We start from the raw sequence: 17,728 nt of genomic DNA, 5'->3' as shown, positions 1-17,728 counted from the left end.
TCGCAAATTTCTTTTGTTCGGATGTCACAACATGTCTTTCAGGCCGAAGGTCATTTCGATCTTCTTCCAGCCTTCGTATTGCTGCCTGGGCATGAACGAATAGACCTGACATTGCACGATGGCGCGCTTGGCGCTCTCGGCCACGGCCTGGGCAATCGACCTCGATGGGCCTCGCACCGCGACGATGATCGGCTCGGATGCAAGCGAGCCGTCGATCTGCATCGGAATGTCGATGTCAGCCTCGTACTGATCGGCGTCCTGCCCGTTGTAAGTGGGTGTGAAGCAGCGCCGGACCGCGCTCGTGAACGCGCCCCGCCACGTCGCGACGTTATTGGCGGCCGTCCCGCTCGTCGTTCCCAGCGCAGCCGAGGCATTCAGCGCCGAGCCGGAGAGCTCGTGCCGGGTCGCAGCGCGCTTGTCGAGGTCGCGCTGGATCTGCGCGGGATCGAAGCTGCGCTCCTTAGGCTTGGGCTGCTGCTGCGGCTGCACCGCCGCGACCTTCTGCTCCACGGGCTTGGGCGGCGGCTTCTTGGTGTCGAGCTTCTTCTGCAGCTCGGCGATCGGATCTTCCTTGGCCGGATCAGGCTTCTTTTCCGGCGGCTTCGGCTCTTCCTTCGGCTTCGCCTCGGCAACAGGCTTCGGCGGCTCGGGCTTCTTCTCGACCGGCTTCTCGACGGGTTTCGGCGGCGGCTCGGGCGTCGAGTTGGTCTTGATCAGCTCTTTCTTCTCGGTGACCTTGCCGACGGCGTCCTCTTCGGGCTTGGCCTCGGCGATCTTCTCGACCTTGGGCTTCGGCTCTTCCTTCTTGCCGGTCTTCTGCCCCGACATCATCTTGGCGAGCTGGTCGGAGGAGATGATGTCGACCGGGAGCGACTCTTCGGCCGGCACGTAGGCCTTGCTGCTAAAGGTGAACAATCCCCATCCAAGCACGAGGACGTGGAGGGCAATCGACGCAACGAGTGTCTTGTCGACGTTCACCTTCACCGGTTTACCCCTGATCCGCCTCGGTGACGAGCGCCAGCTTCTTGAAGCCCGCGCCGGACAACAGGCCCATGACCTTGGCTACCGTTCCGTAATCCGCCTTCTTGTCGGCGCGCAGATAGATGCGCTCCTCGAGCCCGCCGCGCGCCTCCGTGATCGCCTTGAGCTTGGGGATCAGCTCGCTGATCGCGATCTCGGAATCGTTGATGAACACCTTGCCCTTGATGTCGACCGACATCTGGATCGGCTTCTGGTCGTTGTTTTCGAGGCTCTTGGCCTGGGTCTGCGGCAGGTCGAGCGGCACGCCGACCGTCAACATCGGCGCCGACACCATGAAGATGATGAGCAGCACCAGCATCACGTCGACCATCGGCGTGACGTTGATCTCGGCCACGACCGGCTTGCGCCGGCCACGGCGCCCGCCGCCTCCGGACGAACTCGCAACGTTCATCGCCATGATCGCGTGCCCAAATTGCCCTTCACAGTAGAGCCAATTCCGTTCCGATGAAATCGGAACGGGGCTCTAGACTCTTGTCTTGACGCGCTTTCTTCACGCGAACCGGTATCCACTTCGCTTGAAAACGCTCCATACATGCCGTCCGTCAACCCCGCTCGTCGATCTGACGCGACAGAATGGCTGAAAATTCGTCGGCGAACCCTTCGAGCCGCTGGGCCTGCCGGTTCACCTCGGATGTGAACTTATTGTAGAAGATAGTGGCAGGAATGGCGGCGATAAGGCCGACGGCGGTTGCAAACAGCGCCTCCGCGATGCCGGGAGCCACCACCGCCAAAGAGGTATTTTTCGACGCCGCGATCGACTGGAAGCTCGACATGATGCCCCAGACCGTACCGAACAGGCCGACGAAGGGGCCGGCGGAGCCGACCGTCGCCAGCACCAGCAGGCGGCGCTCCAGCCGCTCGACCTCGCGGGCGATCGAAACGTTCATCACCTTGTCGATGCGCATCTGAAGGCCGGCGACCGAGCGCGCCTGGTTCTCAAACGAGCGCTTCCACTCGCGCATCGCCGCGACGAAGCAGGCCGCCATCGAATGCGTCGGCTTGGCCGAGAGGGTGCGATAGAGCTCCTCGATCGACTCGCCCGACCAGAAGGCCTGCTCGAAACGGTCCATCGAGCGGCGGGTGCGGGCAAACAGGAAGATCTTGTCGATGGCGATTGCCCAGACCCAGACCGAGCAGCCGAGAAGCCCCAGCATGACCCCTTTCACGATCCAGTGAGCCTGCCAGAACAGCGCGATCAGCGACACGTCCGCGGAGGCGGCAACCGGAAGGGCGGACTGAGCCATTTCGGCCGGGTTCATAAGCAGTATCCTCTCAAGGCGATCGTTACCGATGTTCCGTAGCAGCGAATGCCGCCGGTTTCCCAACAGCCGCGCTAAGTACCGGCGCGGCCGGCAAGCCCGCTCAAAGCCTTGTTTTTCTGGAGTGCAGGGGCTCGTCCAAAGCCGGCCGTCTGCATTCCCTGCCAAGATGTCAAAACTATGGGCCTTGACCGCAGCTTTGGGCGCGATTGTCCGCAAATACCAGAGCCCGGCGATGGTTAATGCGGGGTTACCGCAGGCGAATTTGGCTGGCGGAAAGGTAGGCAGCGCGGGCGGTTGGGTCAGGCCGCCGGGGCGGGCTCGGGGCAATTGGTCAGCCGCGCGGGATTGCCGACCGCCGTGCAGCCGGCCGGCACGTCTGAGGTCACGACCGTGCCGGCACCGACCTTGGCGAAATCGCCGATGCTGATATCGCCGAGAATCGCCGCACCCGCGCCGATATAGACGCTGCTGCCGATGCGGGGCGGGCGCGCCGGCAGTTCGCTGCTGCGGCCGATGCTGACATTCTGGAGGATGGTGGTCCCCTCGCCGATGACCACATTCGCGCCGATCACGATACCCGTGGCGTGGTCGAGATAGACCGACGCGCCGATACCGGCGGCGGGATGAATGCTGACCTGCAGCAGGTTGGACGACTCGTTCTGAAACAACAGCGCGGCATCGACATGGCCGCGATGCCAGAGCCAGTTCGAGACGCGCCAGGCCTGCAGCGCGACATAACCCTTGAAATGCAGCAGTGGCGGCAACAGCTCGGCGATGGCGGGATCGTGGATCGCGATCGCCAGCAAGTCGCGGCCGGCTGTCTCGATCAGGTCCGGCGAGTCACTGAAGGCGTCGAGGGCAAAGGCCGTGAAGCGCGCTCGATCCGCTGCGGAGCCGCCAAGTCTGCGCCCGATCAGATCGGCCAGGGCGGCAGCAAAATCGTCATGGACGAGGACTGTATCGGCAAGCGATTTGCCAAAGACAGGGTCGGCGACCATCGCACGTTGCGCCTCGCCGCGTATCTGCTGCCAGAGACTGTCGTTCGCCGAGGTCGCAGCCGCCATCATCGCCGCCTCTTTCTTCTCGCGTGTTGACTATAGGCGGCGTGCCGCCCGTGCGCCACGCCGGACCGGCTGTGCGCATGGTCTCCCGAGCAACTTGCCGCAGCTCCCCGTGAGGCTACGAGCTTGCATGCCAGGCTTCCACAACCATATAGTCCGGCGAAGTTCAGGCCGACTCTGCTCCGGCCGGGGATGTTCAGGCAAAGCATCCCGTTCGAGTCCCCCGCGGTGGTCCGCCATCCGCGGGTTTTTCGTACCCGGCGGCCTTCGGCGCCGCCGCAACGAATCCCGGATACCCCTCACCCAAGGTCACGCCAAGACATGTTGCCCAACGCGCCCGCCGACGACCAGCACGACGACGTCATGTACCCCTCCGCAATACCGTTCGTGCTGGTCCATCTCGGCTGCTTTGCAGCCATCTGGTCAGGCGTCACCTGGCAGGCCGTCGCGATCTGCGGTTCGCTGTATGTCGTGCGCATGTTCGCAATCGGAGCAGGTTACCACCGCTATTTCTCGCACAAGGCTTATGCGACGGGCCGGGTGTTTCAGTTCATCCTGGCCTGCCTCGCGCAGAGCACCGCGCAGAAGAGCGTGTTGTGGTGGGCGGCCAAGCATCGGCACCATCATCTGCATTCCGATACCGAACTGGACGTGCATTCGCCACGTCAGCGCGGCTTCCTGTACAGCCATGTCGGCTGGATTTTCTACCGGGAGCACGACGCGACCGACCTCGTGAAAGTCGGCGATCTCGCTGTCTATCCGGAGCTGATGTGGTTGCATCGGCTGGAGCTGCTGCCCGCCTTTTTGCTTGCGGCGCTCTGCTTCCTCATCGCGGGGTGGTCTGGCCTGGTCGTCGGCTTCCTGTGGAGCACGGTGCTGGTCTATCACGCGACCTTCTGCATCAATTCGCTCGCTCATGTGCATGGACGCAAGCGGTACGTGACGGGCGACGATTCCCGCAACAACTGGCTGCTGGCGTTGTTCACCCTGGGTGAGGGCTGGCACAACAATCACCACGCCTACCAGAGCAGCGTGCGGCAAGGCTTCCGCTGGTGGGAAATCGACGTGACCTATTACATCCTGACGGTCCTGTCCTGGTGCGGCATCGTCTGGAACATGAAGGCGCCGCCCGAGGCGGTGCTGCGCAACGAGCAGCCGCTCGGCGCGCGCGTCATCAACCGGGCGGCGCGCGATCTTGCCGCGCGGTTCGATGCGCAGACTCTCGCGCACGCGATTTCGTCGGCACGGCGCCGGGCCGACCTCGCCCAGATGCAGTTGCCGACGCTGCACGACATCCTCAATCGCGCCCATGAAGGCGTCGATGCGCTGACACATCTGCATCTTCCGAAGATTCCGACCCGCGAGGAGTTTCTCGCCGAGGCCAGGGCGATGTTCGCGCGAACGCGATCGCTCAACGAGATCGTCGACCACGCCTACGAATATTTCCTGGCATCGGTCCGCGCGCAGCTCGCCACGGCGAGCTGACGGAGGCGAGCGCGGCAGGCGCTGGCAGAACGGTTCTCACCTGCGCGGATCGGCTTCTATCGGCTCGGCACATGCGTATGATCGACGCCGCACAGCGAATGTCCGCCGGCACAAAGGCGAAAATGGCAGTCGGGATCGAACGCACAGCTGCCATAGACCAGGCTGATATAGCCCAGCACCGCGACCGCGGTCACGACTAGCAGCAGGCGGGTCCAGAGATCCATGATCCACGTCGTCCAACATCAGGGGCGCGGCGAACGCCGCAAGTCTTGGTGTCGGATCGTCGGCAGATGGTTCTCATGTCCTCCAAAACCAAACCGCCCACCTGCGGGTTGCGCAGGCGGGCGGCTCGGGGCCATCAGGACTTTGGGGGCATGCGCCTGAAGGCTTTGAGAGGGTCGGCGTCCGGATCAGCCTTGCGGCTGGTCGGTCGGCGGCGGAGTCGGACGCGTCTTGTGCTGGGCCATGAACTGGTCGAACTCTTCCTTGTCCTTGGCGTGACGCAGACGGTCGAGGAAGTTCTTGAACTCGACCTGCTCCTCCTCGAGCCGCTGCAGCGTTTCAGTGCGGTATTCGTCGAAGGCGCGGTTGCCGCTCGAGGGCGGCCCGAAGCCGAAGCCGAAACCACGGCGCTCCATGCGGCCGCGCATGCGGTCCATCTTGTACTGCATCCGCTCCATCTTGTTCTGCCAGCGGTCCTGATTGCTCCAGCACGACATTCTTCTGCTCCCGAGTGTGAAAAAGAGAAGGGCAAGTCCGATCGGCCACCAGAGGATGAAGCCGAGGATGGTCACGGCGATCCAGCCGGGATGCCAAGGCGTCTCGAGCATGCGGGGCCGCTCGTAGTGTTGTTCCGAAGTACCGCGCCATCGATTGACATCAGCGGTGTAGGCCATCTCCATCTCCATCACGGCACCAGCGCCGTTGTGAATGTAAATAACATTTACATAGCTAGACCATCCCGTCATTTTGTCAAGCTGGCCGCCTGACGGTGCGGTCGAATTATTTGCGCAATTTTATTTCGGCTTGCCCCAGGGACCGCCGGGCGGCACGCCAGAACCGGAGGATGCCTCCGGTGGCACCGGCGGCGGCTCGGCGCTTTTCGCAGCCGGACGGCGGTCGGTCGGGAAGCCGAGGCCGCGCAGATAGATCAGCACCTCCGCCTCCAACAGCTCATCCGGGGACATCGGCAGCTTCCGCCGCGCGGCGTCCCCGCGCGAGAACAGGGAGGCCACGCCATGCGCCATCGACCAGATGTGCAGCGCCATCATCATGGCCGGCGGCCGCGGCATGCCGGGCGGCGCCAGCGCCGCGAGGCGCTCGGCGGCGGCGCGGATGATGTTGAAAGCGCGCTCGCTTGCGGCCTGCAGCGCCGGATTGGCATCGACCGGCAGGCCCGACTCGAACATCGCATTGTAGAAGGCCGGCTCCTCGCGGGCGAAGGCCAGATAGGCTCGGCCGACGCGCTCGAACGCGGTGACGGTGTCGGGCCGGCCGTCGTCCCAGGCCGCGGTCAGCCGCGCTTCGAACTGCTCGAAACCGCGCTGCGCGATCGAGGACAGCAACTCCTCACGGTCGCGGAAATGCCGGTAGGGCGCCGCCGCGCTGACGCCGGCCATGCGCGCAGCATCGGCGAACGTGAACCCGGCCGCGCCCTTCTCGGCGATCAGCCCGAGGGCGGCCTGCAACAGGGCTTCCTTCAGATTGCCGTGGTGATAGCCGCGCTCGGCGCGGCCCTGGTCCTTGCGCCAGCTCATGTGAACGACCTTTACATGAGCCGGGGGTGAAGGTCACTAGCCCTCACTCGTCATTCCGGGGCGACGCGCAGGTCGAACCCGGAATATCGAGATTCCGGGTTCGGTCCTGCGGACCGCCCCGGAATGACCGTAGAAGGCTACCGGCCCGGGATCGGCAACACCGGCATGACTTCGATCGACTCGCCCGGGAAGATCGCAAAGTGCGGATGGTTCTTGAACAGCTCCGCGGCGGCTTCCTGCGAGGCCGCGCGCACCACCGTAAACCCGGTCAGCGCATTGCTGATTTCGGTCACGCCGCCGGCGTCGATCTTCCGGGTCTTGCCGAGCGGGCCGCCCAGCTCGACGATGGCGGCCTTGTGCTTTTCGACCCAGCCGTGCCAGGCAGCCAGGCCCTCCTGCTCCCTAGCCTTGCGTTCGGCCTCGGGCAGTGCCTGCCAGGCGGCCATTTTCAGGCCGGTCATGCTGCCGAGATAAACGGCGAGGAATTTGTGTTCGGTGCTCATCGGTTTTCTCCCTTGATTGATGATTGACGACAGCCGCGCATGCCTATGCGGCCGCTTTGGCTACTTCTTCAGGTCGGCGAAACCGACAGCGGCGGCCTGCACCTCCGGCGAAAAGTCGGCCATCTCCTGCACCTGGCGGATCTCGATCAGCTCGTTGGCGGCGGCCGGGCATTCCTTGGCCCAGGCGATTGCCTCTGCGCGCGAGGTCACCTCGATCATCCAGTAGCCGCCCAGGACTTCCTTGGCCTCGGTGAAGGGGCCATCGGTCACGACCGGCTCGCCGGTCGCAAACGAGACGCGCGCGCCCATCGAAGGCGGGTGCAGGCCGTCGAGTGTGATCAGGACGCCGGCATCCCTCAGCGCTTCGTTGTAGCGCATCATCGCGGCGACGCGATCGGGATCGAGCTGGACGTCCGGCGGCGCGGTCTCGTAGCCGAGCGGGATCATCAGCATCATGAAACGCATGGAGAGTTCCTCTTGCTTCGTCATTCCGGGGCGCGCGAGGCGGAGGACCGGAATGGCGACGGTGCCCCTGTAAGACGGGCGACCTGTCTCGGAACCGACATTGGCACGAACATTATTTTGGAGGCCGTTGCGCTCGACCATCCGACGAGCGGGCCGCCTTGCGCGGTGCCGCCGCGAATCTGTCGCCGCTCCACATGCGCTGACGCGGAAATATCTTTCAAATTGCGCCCGTAAAATTACGGCCACGGCGGCGCCGACCTATGAATTCCGCCGTGCATATGAGTCGAGAATGCTTTCAACCTGAACGAGATACGTCCCCGGCGGAAAACCACGGAAGGCGCGCAGGTTCTTGCAAGGGTTTACAGTTGCTCAACGAGCCTATGCAACTTTTCCGCTAAGCGAAACGGTACGCCGATCCTTTTTGGAACCGCCTTCGAGTCTTACGGAGCATCACGTGTTCAATTTCCAGAGCAAGAAAGTCAGGCACGCGGTCGCAGAGGTCGAGGCGCTCGATCGGTCCCAAGCCGTCATCGAATTCGATCTCGACGGCACCATCATCGACGCCAACGAGAACCTTCTCAGGATGAGCGGCTATTCGCTCGCCGAGATCAAGGGCAAGCATCACAGCATCTTCGTCAGCCCGGCCGAGCGCGAGAGCGCCCGCTATCGCGACTTCTGGGCCAGCCTGAACCGCGGCGAGTTCCAAACCACGCAATACCGCCGCTTCGGCAAGAACGGCAAGGAAGTCTGGGTCCACGCCTCCTACGCGCCGCTGCTCGACGAGAACGGCAAGGTGGTCAGCTTCATCAAGTTCGCCACCGACATCACGGCTTACAAGATGCGGACCCTGGAGGACGCGGGCAAGATCGCCGCGATCAGCCGCGCCCAGGCCGTGATCGAATTCAACATGGACGGCACCATCGTCACCGCCAACGAGAACTTCCTCAATGCGATGGGCTACGCGCTGGACGAGATCCAGGGCAAGCATCACAGCATGTTCGTGACGCCGGAGGACCGCGCCAGCTCCGCCTATGCCGATTTCTGGGCGCGGCTGAACCGCGGCCAGTTCGAGGCCGCCGAATACAAGCGGATCGGCAAGGGCGGCAAGGAGATCTGGATTCTCGCGTCCTACAACCCGATCCTCGACGAGATGGGCAGGCCCTTCAAGGTGGTGAAGTTCGCGACCGACGTCACCGCGCAGAAGATGAAGGCGGCCGACAATGACGGCCAGCTCGCCGCGATCCAGAAGTCGCAGGCCGTGATCGCGTTCAACATGGACGGCACGATCCGCACCGCCAACCCAAACTTCCTGAACGCGATGGGTTATTCGCTGGCCGAGATCAAGGGCCAGCATCACAGCATGTTCGTCGATCCGAACGAGAAGAACTCGGCGGCCTACCGCCAGTTCTGGGAGACGCTCAATCGCGGCGAATTCCAGGCCGCCGAGTACAAGCGCATCGCCAAGGGCGGCCGCGAGATCTGGATCCAGGCGTCCTACAACCCGATCTTCGACCTCAACGGCAAGCCCTACAAGGTGGTGAAATACGCCACCGACGTCACCGCGCAGGTCATCGGCCGCAAGAAGGCCGACAATGCCCGCGGGCTGATCGAGGCGGTCGCGGCCGGCAGCGAAGAGATGAGCGCCTCGATCCGCGAGATCTCCGAAACCATGGCGAAATCGCGCGAGAACTCCAAGGTCGCGACCAGCCGGGTCGACGCCGCCGACGGCCAGGCGCAGAAGCTGAACGCGGCCGCGCAGGCCATGAGCGGCATCGTCGAGATGATCTCCGGCATCACCAGCCAGATCAACCTGCTCGCGCTCAACGCCACCATCGAATCGGCACGCGCGGGCGAAGCCGGCCGCGGCTTTGCGGTGGTCGCCTCCGAGGTGAAGAACCTCGCGAGCCAGGCCAAGCAGGCGACCGACACGATCACGTCCGAAATCGACGCGCTGAACACCATCTCCGGCGACGTCGCCAGTTCGCTGACCGCGATCAAGGTCGCGATCGCCGGCGTCAACGAGTTCATCGCCACCACCGCCGCGGCAGTCGAGGAGCAGAGCGCGGTGACGGCCGACATGTCGGCCAACATGCAGCGCGCATCGGCGGAGCTGGCGTAGACGCCGTCTATCTCTTCTCTATCTCCGTCATCCTGAGGCGCTCACACTGCAAAGCAGTGTGAGCCTCGAAGGATGAATCGGCCTGGATGCAGCTGGGCCGTCGCCCTTCGAGGCTCGTTGCGCTCGCACCTCAGGGTGACGGTGATGGAGTATTGCTCGCTGTCTCTACAGCGTCATTGCGAGCAGTCAGCGCCATCGGCATAAGCCATTTGTCCCGGCACCAAAGCGAGGTAAAAGCAGCGCGTGCTCACGCGCGCCCGTTTCCGACAGAAGGACAGATCAGCCCATGCCTGCTTCTCCGCAAAAAGTCGCTCTCGTCACCGGGGCCGCGCGCGGCATCGGGCTTTCGACGGCGAAGAAGTTTCTCGCCGAGGGCTGGCGCGTGGCGCTGCTCGACATCGAGGGCGAGTTGCTCGGCCGTGCCGTCGCCGAAATCGGCCAAAGCGAGGCGACGCTGGCGCTGACCTGCGACGTCTCGGACGCGGCCGCCGTCGATGCCGCGATGACAGCGGTCGAGCAGAAATTCGGCCGGTTGGATGCGCTCGTCAACAATGCCGGCATTGCCGTGTTCGCGCCGCTGATGGAGACGTCGGAGGCCGACTGGCGCCGCGTGCTCGAGGTCAACCTCACCGGCCCGTTCCTCTGCACCAAGGCGGCGGTGCCGCTGATGCGGGATGGCCACGGCGGCGCCATCGTCAACATCACCTCGATCTCGGCGGTACGCGCCTCGACGCTGCGCTCGGCCTACGGCACCAGCAAGGCGGGCCTAGCGCACCTGACGAAACAGCTCGCGGTCGAGCTCGCTTCCCTCAACATCCGCGTCAACGCGGTGGCGCCGGGGCCAGTCGACACCGCGATGGCCAAGCAGGTGCACACCACGGAAATCCGCGCCGACTATCACGACGCCATTCCGCTCAACCGCTACGGCCTGGAAGAAGAGCTCGCGGAAGCGATCTATTTCCTGTGCTCGGGAAGCGCGAGCTACATCACCGGCCAAATTTTGGCCGTCGATGGCGGCTTCGATGCGGCCGGCATCGGCCTGCCGACGATGCGCGGCCAACGGCGGAACGGGTAGAACTTCGTACGGTGGGTTAAACCTGCGGCCGTGCGAAGCGCGGGCCGCTGGGCATAACCCACCTCTTCTCGTGCGGCGAGAAAGATGGTGGGTTACGCTTCGCCAACCACCCTACGGCACCGAATGTGCGGAGAGTTCATGCGACGCGTCACCTTCCTCAAAGCCCTCGTGCTCGCCACCGCACTGCTCGCCACCGGTCCCGCCGCGGCTGAAATCCGCATCATCCGATCGCCGGGCGGCCAGGTCGGGCCGTTCCTCGATCTGTTCGAGAAGGTGCGCGAGAGCGGCGAGCGCGTGGTGATCGACGGACCCTGCCTGTCTGCCTGCACGCTGGTGCTGAGCGTCGTGCCGGGTGAGCGCATCTGTGTGACGAAACGCGCCGTGCTCGGCTTTCATGCGGCGCGTTCGGTCGATCGGCGCGGCCGCTTCTATGCCGAACCGGAAGCATCCGACGCGGTGCTCCAAGCCTATCCCGGCCCGGTGCGCGACTGGATCAGCCGCCGCGGCGGACTCTCGTCGCGGTTGCTTCTGTTGAAGGGACGCGACCTCACCGCGATCTACTCACGCTGCCGGTGAGGACCAGGCGGACCGCCCCGGACCTGACCGGCTTGCATCCGCTACTGTCCGACGAATAGGCAGTTCTGCAAATTCCCGCGCTCCTGAGCGCTGATTCCGCTCAACCGCGTTGCAATGACTGCACAATTTACGCGGTTTTCGGCTATTCCCGACGGACCTATGATCGTGCCGGCCAGACTGAGCCGCGGCAGTGTCACATCTCAGCAGTGGTCACAAATTAAAATGGTTCCGCTTTTTCAAGATGACACCTTTTCAAACGGCTCGCGCACCATGCAGCCCATCGATTTTCGTTACCGCCTGTCGGACCAGGGACGCATCGTCCTTGGCCAACTGAGCTCCGAAGAAACCGTCGAGTTCGAACTGTTGTCGCGCCGCGACCGCGAGGGCCTGATGGACCTGCCGTCCGAGTTGCGGCTGCTCGAGCTTTATGTGAAGTATACCGGCTCGGGCGCGGAGGCTACGCTGGCGCCGCTGGAAACCGCCTGGCGGCTCGAAGATCCACCGCGGCAGCGGAGGCCGCAGGCAGCGCGGCCGCGCAACTACATTCTTTCGATGGTTGTGATCGCAAGCGTCAGCTTCACGCTCATCGCATTGCTCATGAGCTAGCAGGCCACCCAAGCCGGAAGGCCACGCGCGCCTGCGAGATGATTTCCGCCGGTCACTCGCTCGCCAAGGCTAGTAGAGCCTCTGGATCATCTGCGCCAATTCCATGCTCGCGCAGATGAGCATACCCCATAGTGCAAAATTGATCTGCAGCGCCGCCGCCATCGGTCGCTCCCCTTCCAAATCACGTCCGCCCCAGTTTGTAGAATTTATGAAGGAATGATTAGCGATTCTGACGGGGAGTTCACAGCCTAATATTGCGCCAGTTGTTGTGCGATGCGGTCCGCATCATTTCACGAAGCGGCCTCACTGCGTTCGCAAAGTGATGCGAGAGCAGCCTTTCATATTCGGCCATGCCGGCCACACCGTTTCCCTTAAGTTCCATTTAACTGGCGCGATGCAAACCTTCCCGCGCGGAGTTTGCGAGTCGCGTACCGCACCAGGGGTCCGGCATGATGCGACACGCCTTCGTCTTGCTCACTTTTTGTACTGTGCTCATGGGATGCGCGGCGGCGCCGGCGCAGGAGCATCGTCCGATCGCATGGGACGGCTTCGGCCAGAACCCGAACCGGGCCCCGAGCCGCACCTCCATCACCAAGCGGCGCGCCGCGAACCCCGCGCCCGCGCAGGGCGATCCCAATCAGGAGCGCGAGAGAGTGCTCGGCACCTTGCGCCCGTACTCCGATGCATGGTGGGCGGTCCATGACGAGATCGAAGCGGAGAACGACAGGCAGCTCGGCACCAAGCTCGTGATCTGCCCGCGCTGCGTTCCGTCGCCGCCGTCCGGCGAGGACGTGACCGGATCGATCCGCTGAGAGGCACGGGGCCGGTCGCCCAGAAGGTGACGCCTCATGCGCGCCCCCTGCCTGCAACACGTGGGAGGGATCGTCGCCTGAGGCATCAGGCCGGCGTGCCCGTCACATTCCATCGGCCGGGCAGTTCACCATCCAGGGAATGCCGAACTTGTCGACGCACATGCCAAAGCCCTTGGACCAGAACGTCTTGCTGAAGGGCATGGTGAGGGTGCCACCGTCGGCGAGCGCGTTGAACTTGCGTTCGGCTTCCGTGACGTCAGCGACCGTCAGCGAGATCGAAAAGCCCTGGACCTTTTCGACGTGCTCGGGCGGTGCGTCCGACGCCATCAGCACGCTGCCGCCGGGCAGCGACATCCGCGCATGCATGATCGTGTTCTCACGTCCGGGTGTTGCCGGCATGTCCTGCGGCGCGTCCGAGACCCGCAGCAGCATCTCGATCTTGCCCCCGAGAACCTTGGCGTAATAGTTGAACGCCGCCTCGCAGGTGTCTTGATAAAACAGATAGGGATTGAGCATCGTCTCTCTCCTTCTTGTTGCTTTTGGCAGGGGGCGCTACTTCTCGGTGAGCTTCTTCAGGCTGGCGAGGCCGGCCTCGAAGTCCTTGCCAATCATGTTGTCCATGTTGATGAACACCTGCATCACCTTGGACATGAACGGGGCCGGACCGTGCATCGCCCATGTGACCAACGTGGCATCGCCCTGCGGCACAAAGGTGAACTCGGCGGTGTTATGGCCTTCGAACGGACGCTCGAAATCGAGCTTGATGCGCAGCTTCGACGGCGCGCTCGCCTCCAGAATCTCCATGTGGCCGGCACCGACATTGTTGTTGCCATCCCAGGCGTAGGTCGCTCCCTTTCCTGCTGCGGCTCCACCGTAGGTGCGCTTCATGGCGGGATCCCGGTTCTCGTAGGGCGACCAGCCCGTCCAGCGATGGAAATCGGCGACCTGCGGATAGATGGCATCGGCCGGCGCCTTCACTTTGAGGCTCCGCTCGACACGGAATGTGTCGGGCTTGGTGAAGGCTAAGGCGAGGACGGCCGCGATCCCGACCGCGAGCACGATGGCGATGATGGCAATGGCTTTCAGCATGAAGCACTCCCTGGATACGGGCTAAGGACGAAGGGGAGAGGTCGGGGCCGACAATCGGCGGGACAAATTTTTTTCCCCGTCATTCCGGGATGGTCCGAAGGACCAGACCTCAGGTGCGCAATTGCGCACCGGGGAATCTCGAGATTCCGGGTTCGATGCTTCGCATCGTCCCGGAATGACGTTGCACCCTATTTCGCCTTCGTCCCCTGCTTTGGGTTCCCGTCGGCCCCCTTGGGCTGATTGTCCCGGATCAGCCGGTCAATATGCATGCGGATGTGGGCGGCCTCCGCCGAGGTGTTGGCGAGCGCGATGGCGCGGTCGAAGGCGATGCGGGCTTCGTCGTTGCGGCCGAGCTGCATCAGGAAGGCGCCGCGCACGCCGTAGAAATGGAAGTAGTTGGCGAGCTTCGGCGCCAGCGGCTCGATCAGGTCGAGGGCTGCTTGCGGCCCGCGCACCTTGGAGACCGCGACCGCGCGGTTGAGCGTCACCACCGGCGAAGGCTGCACCACTTCGAGCGCGCCATAGAGCAGGTCGATCTGCGCCCAGTCGGTTTCCTCCGGCGTCGGCGCACGCGCATGCAGCGCGGCGATCGCGGCCTGGATCTGGTAGGGTCCGCTGCGGCGATGTCGCATCGCCTTGTCGATCAGCGCCAGCCCTTCCGCGATCATGGTGCCGTTCCACAGCGAACGATTCTGGTCTTCCAAAAGGATGAGCGAGCCGTCCGCGGCGAAACGCGCGGCGCTGCGCGCATGCTGCAACAGGATCAGCGCCGTGAGCCCCATGATCTCCGGCTCGCTCTGGAACAGCCGCAACAGCAGCCGCGCCAGACGGATCGCCTCCTCGCACAATGGCTTCCTGATCTCGGCGGTGTCGCCACTCGCCGAGTAGCCCTCGTTGAATATCAGATAGATCATCGCGGCGACGCCGGCGAGCCGCTCGGAGCGCTCGACCGCGCCCGGCGTCTCGAACGGCGTCCCGGCCTCCGCGACCTTCGCCTTGGCGCGGGTGATGCGCTGCTCCATCGCGGCCTCCGAGACCAGGAAGGCGCGCGCGATCTGCTTGACAGTCAGGCCCGAGACGATGCGCAGCGCCAGCGCGATCTGCTGCGTCGCCGGCAGCTGCGGATGGCAGCAGATGAACATCAGCCGCAGAATGTCGTCGCGATAATGCGAGCCGTCGAGCCGCTCGGCAAGTGCGCCTTCGGCATCGTCGAGATCGGAGATCGCCTGATCGTCCTCCGGCAGCGGCGCCTGCTTGCGGGCGCGGCGCACCTCGTCGATCGCGACGTTGCGGCCGACCATGATCAGCCAGGCCGCGGGATCGCGCGGCGGGCCGTTCTGCGGCCAGGTCTTGAGCGCGCGCAGGCAGGCATTCTGAAAGGCTTCTTCGGCGGTATCGAGATCGCGGAAATAGCGGAGCAGCGCGCCCACCGCCTGGGGTCGCGCCGAGGTCAGCGCGGTCTCGATCCAGGCGGTATCGGCCTCGCTCACGCCGAAAGTCCTCCCGGCCTGAACACGCCCACAGGACGCACTTCATAAGCGCCGCCGGGATTGACCGCGCCCAGGTCGCGCGCCACGTCGAGCGCCTCGTCGAGATTCTTGCAGTCGACGATGTAGAAGCCGAGCAACTGTTCCTTGGTTTCGGCATAGGGGCCGTCGAGCACCAGCGGCGGGTCTTCCTTGCGCAGCGTCGCTGCCGCCGTGGTCGGCAGCAGCCGCGCCACCGGGCCAAGCCGGCCCTGCTGCGTCAGCTTGTCCTGCACCACCGCGAGCTTCTTCATCACGGCCTCGTCCTGGTCCTTGCTCCAGGAGCCGACGAAGTCCTCGTCATGATAGCAAAGGATCGCATAAAGCATGGGCAGCACCTTCCCTGAACGCTTGTTTTGAAGACGATCCAATATGCCGCGCCCCGACAGGGCTGCGGAAAAAATTTGCGAGAAAAATCCGTCAGATCGTGCCAAGGAGGGGCACCGAAAGCGGAACCTTATGAGGCACTTCGAATGACCGTGGGCACACTGGCCGTCCTGATCAACAGCACGCAGCAGAACTGGCTGCCGGAGCGCTGGAAGGCCCGGTTCGACGCGGTCTGCGGCGGCCGCCGCGTGGTGCTGCTGCCGGATACCGGGCTCGATCCGGCCGAGGTGCACTATGCCGCGGTGTGGAAGCCGGTGCCGGGCGACCTCGGCTCTTTCCCCAATCTGCGGGCGATCTTCAACCTCGGCGCCGGCGTCGACGCGCTGATGGCGGACAAGAGCCTGCCCGATGTGCCGCTGGTGCGCGTCGCGGTGCCTGATCTGACCAACCGCATGACCGAATATGTCGTGCTGCACGTGCTGATGCACCATCGCCAGGAGCTCTACCTGCGGGACTCGCAGCGCGCCAAGCGCTGGGAGCCGAAATATCAGTGGCCGGCGAGCGCGGTGACGGTTGGCGTCATGGGGCTCGGCACCCTTGGGGCCGATGCCGCCGACGTGCTGCGCCGGCTCGGCTTCCGCGTCACCGGCTGGAGTCGCAGCCCGCGCACCATCGCGGGCGTCGAGTGCTTCCATGGTACGGCCGGAATGGATGCGTTCCTGCGCACCACCGACATCCTGGTCTCGCTGTTGCCGCTGACGCCGGATACGCACGGCATCCTCAACCGCGACGTCTTCGCAAAGCTCAACCGCAACAGCCCGCTCGGCGCGCCCGTGCTGATCAATGCCGGCCGCGGCGGTCTGCAGAACGAGGCCGACATTCTCGCCTGTCTCGACGACGGCACGCTGGGCGCGGCCTCGCTCGACGTCTTCGTGCAGGAGCCGCAGCCGGCGGACAGCCGGTTCTGGACCCACCCGAAGGTGGTGCTGACGCCGCACAACGCCGCCGACACCGACGCGGATGCGATCTCGGCCTATGTCGCCGAGCAGATCGCGCGGTTCGAGGCGGGCGGCGCGCTTGAGAATGTGGTGGATCGAGCGAGAGGGTATTAGGGCTCGGAACGCTGAGAGAGGCACGCACGCATCCCACACCCCCGTTGTCGTCCCCGCGCACGCGGGGATCCATAACCCCGGGGAGACGTGTCGGGCCAACTGATAACTCCGAGTCTTCGCCAAACGTCTCCCTGGGGTTATGGGCCCCGGGCTCGCGCTACGCGCGCCCCGGGACGACAGCTAGGGCTTGGCCCCCACCATCACGTCGATCGCGCCCTTCACGATCGCTTCCAGATCCTTGCGCGAGACGCGCGCGCGCGAGCGGATGGCGATCGAGTGCACGGTTGCGGATGCGATCTGCGCCAGCACGGCGGGATCGGCGCTCTGCGGCAACTCGCCTTTCTCCCTGGCGCGGCGGAAGCAGTTCGTAAACGCCTTGTCGAGCTCCGAGAGGCCATCGAGCACCATCGCGCGGATCTCGGGATCACCCACCGCTTCGGACGCCGCCGTCACCACCGTGAAGCAGCCGCGCGGGCCGGCTTCGCCGGAGAGATAGATGTTCAGCGCGGAGGCAAAGATGCGCTCCAGCCGCTGGCGCACCGGCATCTCCTGGCGAAAGATCTCCACCATCGCCGCGCGCGCTTCCTCGCGGTAGCGCTGATAGCTCTTGATGTAGAGCTCGCGCTTGTCGCCGAAGGCGCCATACAGGCTCGGCCGGTTCATGCCGGTGGCTTCGCTGAGATCGTCGAGCGAGGTCGCGGCAAAGCCCTGCTTGCGAAACAGGTCGAGCGCCTTGCCGAGCGCGATGTCGGGCTCATAGGCGCGGGGACGACCGCGGCGTTTAGGCGGATTGGCGACTGCTGGCGGCTTTGATTTTTGTACCATTTCGCAAATTAATCCTTGACCGACCATATATTATGCAAGACAGTACAAAAATCAATCTGGCCAGGTTGAGCGACACTCGAAAAGTCA

Annotated in this window: 21 protein-coding genes; 7 read left to right on the top strand and 14 right to left on the bottom strand. The window is 64.3% G+C overall.

Annotated elements, in window-relative coordinates; genetic code table 11:
- Positions 1–24: 24 nt before the first annotated feature.
- The 4 genes from F8237_RS20730 to F8237_RS20710 form a co-directional block, all read right to left on the bottom strand.
- Complete coding sequence (locus tag F8237_RS20730) at positions 25–984, bottom strand: protein TolA (protein ID WP_151647450.1); 960 nt, start codon at positions 982–984, stop codon at positions 25–27.
- A gap of 4 nt (positions 985–988) precedes the next feature.
- On the bottom strand, positions 989–1,438 hold the full coding sequence (tolR, locus tag F8237_RS20725; RefSeq protein WP_151647448.1) for a protein TolR: 450 nt from the start codon (positions 1,436–1,438) through the stop codon (positions 989–991).
- Positions 1,439–1,583: 145 nt separating this feature from the next.
- Positions 1,584–2,300 (bottom strand): protein TolQ, encoded by a 717-nt coding sequence (gene tolQ / locus F8237_RS20715; protein WP_014439795.1) that lies wholly within the window; start codon positions 2,298–2,300, stop codon positions 1,584–1,586.
- Positions 2,301–2,602: 302 nt separating this feature from the next.
- Entirely contained in the window at positions 2,603–3,370 is a 768-nt protein-coding gene (locus tag F8237_RS20710) for a serine acetyltransferase domain-containing protein (RefSeq protein WP_151647446.1), read from the bottom strand.
- A gap of 315 nt (positions 3,371–3,685) precedes the next feature.
- Between F8237_RS20710 and F8237_RS20705 the strand changes: the two genes are divergently transcribed.
- Positions 3,686–4,849, top strand: a complete 1,164-nt coding sequence (locus tag F8237_RS20705; protein ID WP_151647444.1) for an acyl-CoA desaturase — start codon at positions 3,686–3,688, stop codon at positions 4,847–4,849.
- A 56-nt stretch (positions 4,850–4,905) separates the two neighbouring features.
- Here the strand turns inward: F8237_RS20705 and F8237_RS36405 are convergent, their stop codons facing one another.
- From F8237_RS36405 to F8237_RS20680, 5 genes are all read right to left on the bottom strand, one after another.
- Positions 4,906–5,073, bottom strand: coding sequence for a hypothetical protein (locus F8237_RS36405; RefSeq protein ID WP_151647442.1), 168 nt, complete (start codon positions 5,071–5,073; stop codon positions 4,906–4,908).
- A 186-nt stretch (positions 5,074–5,259) separates the two neighbouring features.
- On the bottom strand, positions 5,260–5,745 hold the full coding sequence (locus tag F8237_RS20695) for a DUF2852 domain-containing protein (RefSeq protein ID WP_151647440.1): 486 nt from the start codon (positions 5,743–5,745) through the stop codon (positions 5,260–5,262).
- A gap of 120 nt (positions 5,746–5,865) precedes the next feature.
- Positions 5,866–6,606 (bottom strand): TetR/AcrR family transcriptional regulator, encoded by a 741-nt coding sequence (locus F8237_RS20690; RefSeq protein WP_151647439.1) that lies wholly within the window; start codon positions 6,604–6,606, stop codon positions 5,866–5,868.
- 137 nt (positions 6,607–6,743) lie between these two features.
- Positions 6,744–7,109: a YciI family protein gene (locus F8237_RS20685; protein WP_151647437.1), complete on the bottom strand. Its 366-nt coding sequence runs from the start codon at positions 7,107–7,109 to the stop codon at positions 6,744–6,746.
- 60 nt (positions 7,110–7,169) lie between these two features.
- Positions 7,170–7,574 carry a YciI family protein gene (locus tag F8237_RS20680; RefSeq protein WP_151647435.1) on the bottom strand — a complete coding sequence of 135 codons (405 nt, stop codon included), beginning with the start codon at positions 7,572–7,574 and terminating at the stop codon, positions 7,170–7,172.
- Between the two features lie 454 nt (positions 7,575–8,028).
- On the opposite strand from F8237_RS20680, the gene F8237_RS20675 reads away from it, so the two are divergent.
- The 5 genes from F8237_RS20675 to F8237_RS20655 all read left to right on the top strand — a co-directional run bounded on the left by F8237_RS20675 (position 8,029) and on the right by F8237_RS20655 (position 12,762).
- Positions 8,029–9,693, top strand: coding sequence for a methyl-accepting chemotaxis protein (locus F8237_RS20675; RefSeq protein ID WP_151647433.1), 1,665 nt, complete (start codon positions 8,029–8,031; stop codon positions 9,691–9,693).
- A 286-nt stretch (positions 9,694–9,979) separates the two neighbouring features.
- On the top strand, positions 9,980–10,768 hold the full coding sequence (locus F8237_RS20670; protein WP_151647431.1) for an SDR family NAD(P)-dependent oxidoreductase: 789 nt from the start codon (positions 9,980–9,982) through the stop codon (positions 10,766–10,768).
- A 138-nt stretch (positions 10,769–10,906) separates the two neighbouring features.
- Positions 10,907–11,344 (top strand): hypothetical protein, encoded by a 438-nt coding sequence (locus tag F8237_RS20665; RefSeq protein ID WP_151647429.1) that lies wholly within the window; start codon positions 10,907–10,909, stop codon positions 11,342–11,344.
- Positions 11,345–11,503: 159 nt separating this feature from the next.
- Positions 11,504–11,950 carry a hypothetical protein gene (locus F8237_RS20660; RefSeq protein ID WP_244625934.1) on the top strand — a complete coding sequence of 149 codons (447 nt, stop codon included), beginning with the start codon at positions 11,504–11,506 and terminating at the stop codon, positions 11,948–11,950.
- A 449-nt stretch (positions 11,951–12,399) separates the two neighbouring features.
- Positions 12,400–12,762, top strand: coding sequence for a hypothetical protein (locus F8237_RS20655; RefSeq protein ID WP_151647427.1), 363 nt, complete (start codon positions 12,400–12,402; stop codon positions 12,760–12,762).
- A gap of 102 nt (positions 12,763–12,864) precedes the next feature.
- Here the strand turns inward: F8237_RS20655 and F8237_RS20650 are convergent, their stop codons facing one another.
- The 4 genes from F8237_RS20650 to F8237_RS20630 form a co-directional block, all read right to left on the bottom strand.
- Positions 12,865–13,278 (bottom strand): VOC family protein, encoded by a 414-nt coding sequence (locus tag F8237_RS20650; RefSeq protein ID WP_151647425.1) that lies wholly within the window; start codon positions 13,276–13,278, stop codon positions 12,865–12,867.
- A 36-nt stretch (positions 13,279–13,314) separates the two neighbouring features.
- Positions 13,315–13,851, bottom strand: coding sequence for an SRPBCC family protein (locus tag F8237_RS20645; RefSeq protein ID WP_151647423.1), 537 nt, complete (start codon positions 13,849–13,851; stop codon positions 13,315–13,317).
- Positions 13,852–14,039: 188 nt separating this feature from the next.
- Positions 14,040–15,341, bottom strand: a complete 1,302-nt coding sequence (locus F8237_RS20635; RefSeq protein ID WP_151647421.1) for an RNA polymerase sigma factor — start codon at positions 15,339–15,341, stop codon at positions 14,040–14,042.
- A complete protein-coding gene (locus F8237_RS20630) occupies positions 15,338–15,706 on the bottom strand; it encodes a YciI family protein (protein ID WP_151647419.1) in 369 nt (122 codons plus the stop codon). The genes F8237_RS20635 and F8237_RS20630 overlap by 4 nt, the downstream gene beginning before the upstream one ends.
- A 144-nt stretch (positions 15,707–15,850) precedes the next feature.
- Between F8237_RS20630 and F8237_RS20625 the strand changes: the two genes are divergently transcribed.
- A complete protein-coding gene (locus tag F8237_RS20625; protein WP_151647417.1) occupies positions 15,851–16,816 on the top strand; it encodes a 2-hydroxyacid dehydrogenase in 966 nt (321 codons plus the stop codon).
- A gap of 180 nt (positions 16,817–16,996) precedes the next feature.
- On the opposite strand, the gene F8237_RS20620 is transcribed toward F8237_RS20625, so the two are convergent.
- On the bottom strand, positions 16,997–17,641 hold the full coding sequence (locus F8237_RS20620; protein ID WP_151647415.1) for a TetR/AcrR family transcriptional regulator: 645 nt from the start codon (positions 17,639–17,641) through the stop codon (positions 16,997–16,999).
- Between the last annotated feature and the right edge of the window lie 87 nt (positions 17,642–17,728).

The sequence above is a fragment of the Bradyrhizobium betae genome (genome assembly GCF_008932115.1).
Classification (GTDB): domain Bacteria; phylum Pseudomonadota; class Alphaproteobacteria; order Rhizobiales; family Xanthobacteraceae; genus Bradyrhizobium; species Bradyrhizobium betae.
Note: the sequence above shows the minus strand (reverse complement) of the source record. Positions and strands in the feature narration are given on the sequence as shown.

What these genes read in the sequence shown, in the direction of transcription:
- F8237_RS20660 (WP_244625934.1), top strand. Translation starts at nt 11,504, where the DNA reads ATGATCGTGCCGGCCAGACTGAGCCGCGGCAGTGTCACATCTCAGCAG.
- F8237_RS20650 (WP_151647425.1), bottom strand. Translation starts at nt 13,278, where the DNA reads ATGCTCAATCCCTATCTGTTTTATCAAGACACCTGCGAGGCGGCGTTC.
- F8237_RS20645 (WP_151647423.1), bottom strand. Translation starts at nt 13,851, where the DNA reads ATGCTGAAAGCCATTGCCATCATCGCCATCGTGCTCGCGGTCGGGATC.
- F8237_RS20685 (WP_151647437.1), bottom strand. Translation starts at nt 7,109, where the DNA reads ATGAGCACCGAACACAAATTCCTCGCCGTTTATCTCGGCAGCATGACC.
- tolQ (WP_014439795.1), bottom strand. Translation starts at nt 2,300, where the DNA reads ATGAACCCGGCCGAAATGGCTCAGTCCGCCCTTCCGGTTGCCGCCTCC.
- F8237_RS20620 (WP_151647415.1), bottom strand. Translation starts at nt 17,641, where the DNA reads ATGGTACAAAAATCAAAGCCGCCAGCAGTCGCCAATCCGCCTAAACGC.
- F8237_RS20630 (WP_151647419.1), bottom strand. Translation starts at nt 15,706, where the DNA reads ATGCTTTATGCGATCCTTTGCTATCATGACGAGGACTTCGTCGGCTCC.
- tolR (WP_151647448.1), bottom strand. Translation starts at nt 1,438, where the DNA reads ATGGCGATGAACGTTGCGAGTTCGTCCGGAGGCGGCGGGCGCCGTGGC.
- F8237_RS20695 (WP_151647440.1), bottom strand. Translation starts at nt 5,745, where the DNA reads ATGGCCTACACCGCTGATGTCAATCGATGGCGCGGTACTTCGGAACAA.
- F8237_RS20670 (WP_151647431.1), top strand. Translation starts at nt 9,980, where the DNA reads ATGCCTGCTTCTCCGCAAAAAGTCGCTCTCGTCACCGGGGCCGCGCGC.
- F8237_RS20705 (WP_151647444.1), top strand. Translation starts at nt 3,686, where the DNA reads ATGTTGCCCAACGCGCCCGCCGACGACCAGCACGACGACGTCATGTAC.
- F8237_RS20710 (WP_151647446.1), bottom strand. Translation starts at nt 3,370, where the DNA reads ATGATGGCGGCTGCGACCTCGGCGAACGACAGTCTCTGGCAGCAGATA.
- F8237_RS36405 (WP_151647442.1), bottom strand. Translation starts at nt 5,073, where the DNA reads ATGGATCTCTGGACCCGCCTGCTGCTAGTCGTGACCGCGGTCGCGGTG.
- F8237_RS20625 (WP_151647417.1), top strand. Translation starts at nt 15,851, where the DNA reads ATGACCGTGGGCACACTGGCCGTCCTGATCAACAGCACGCAGCAGAAC.
- F8237_RS20680 (WP_151647435.1), bottom strand. Translation starts at nt 7,574, where the DNA reads ATGCGTTTCATGATGCTGATGATCCCGCTCGGCTACGAGACCGCGCCG.
- F8237_RS20665 (WP_151647429.1), top strand. Translation starts at nt 10,907, where the DNA reads ATGCGACGCGTCACCTTCCTCAAAGCCCTCGTGCTCGCCACCGCACTG.
- F8237_RS20690 (WP_151647439.1), bottom strand. Translation starts at nt 6,606, where the DNA reads ATGAGCTGGCGCAAGGACCAGGGCCGCGCCGAGCGCGGCTATCACCAC.
- F8237_RS20655 (WP_151647427.1), top strand. Translation starts at nt 12,400, where the DNA reads ATGATGCGACACGCCTTCGTCTTGCTCACTTTTTGTACTGTGCTCATG.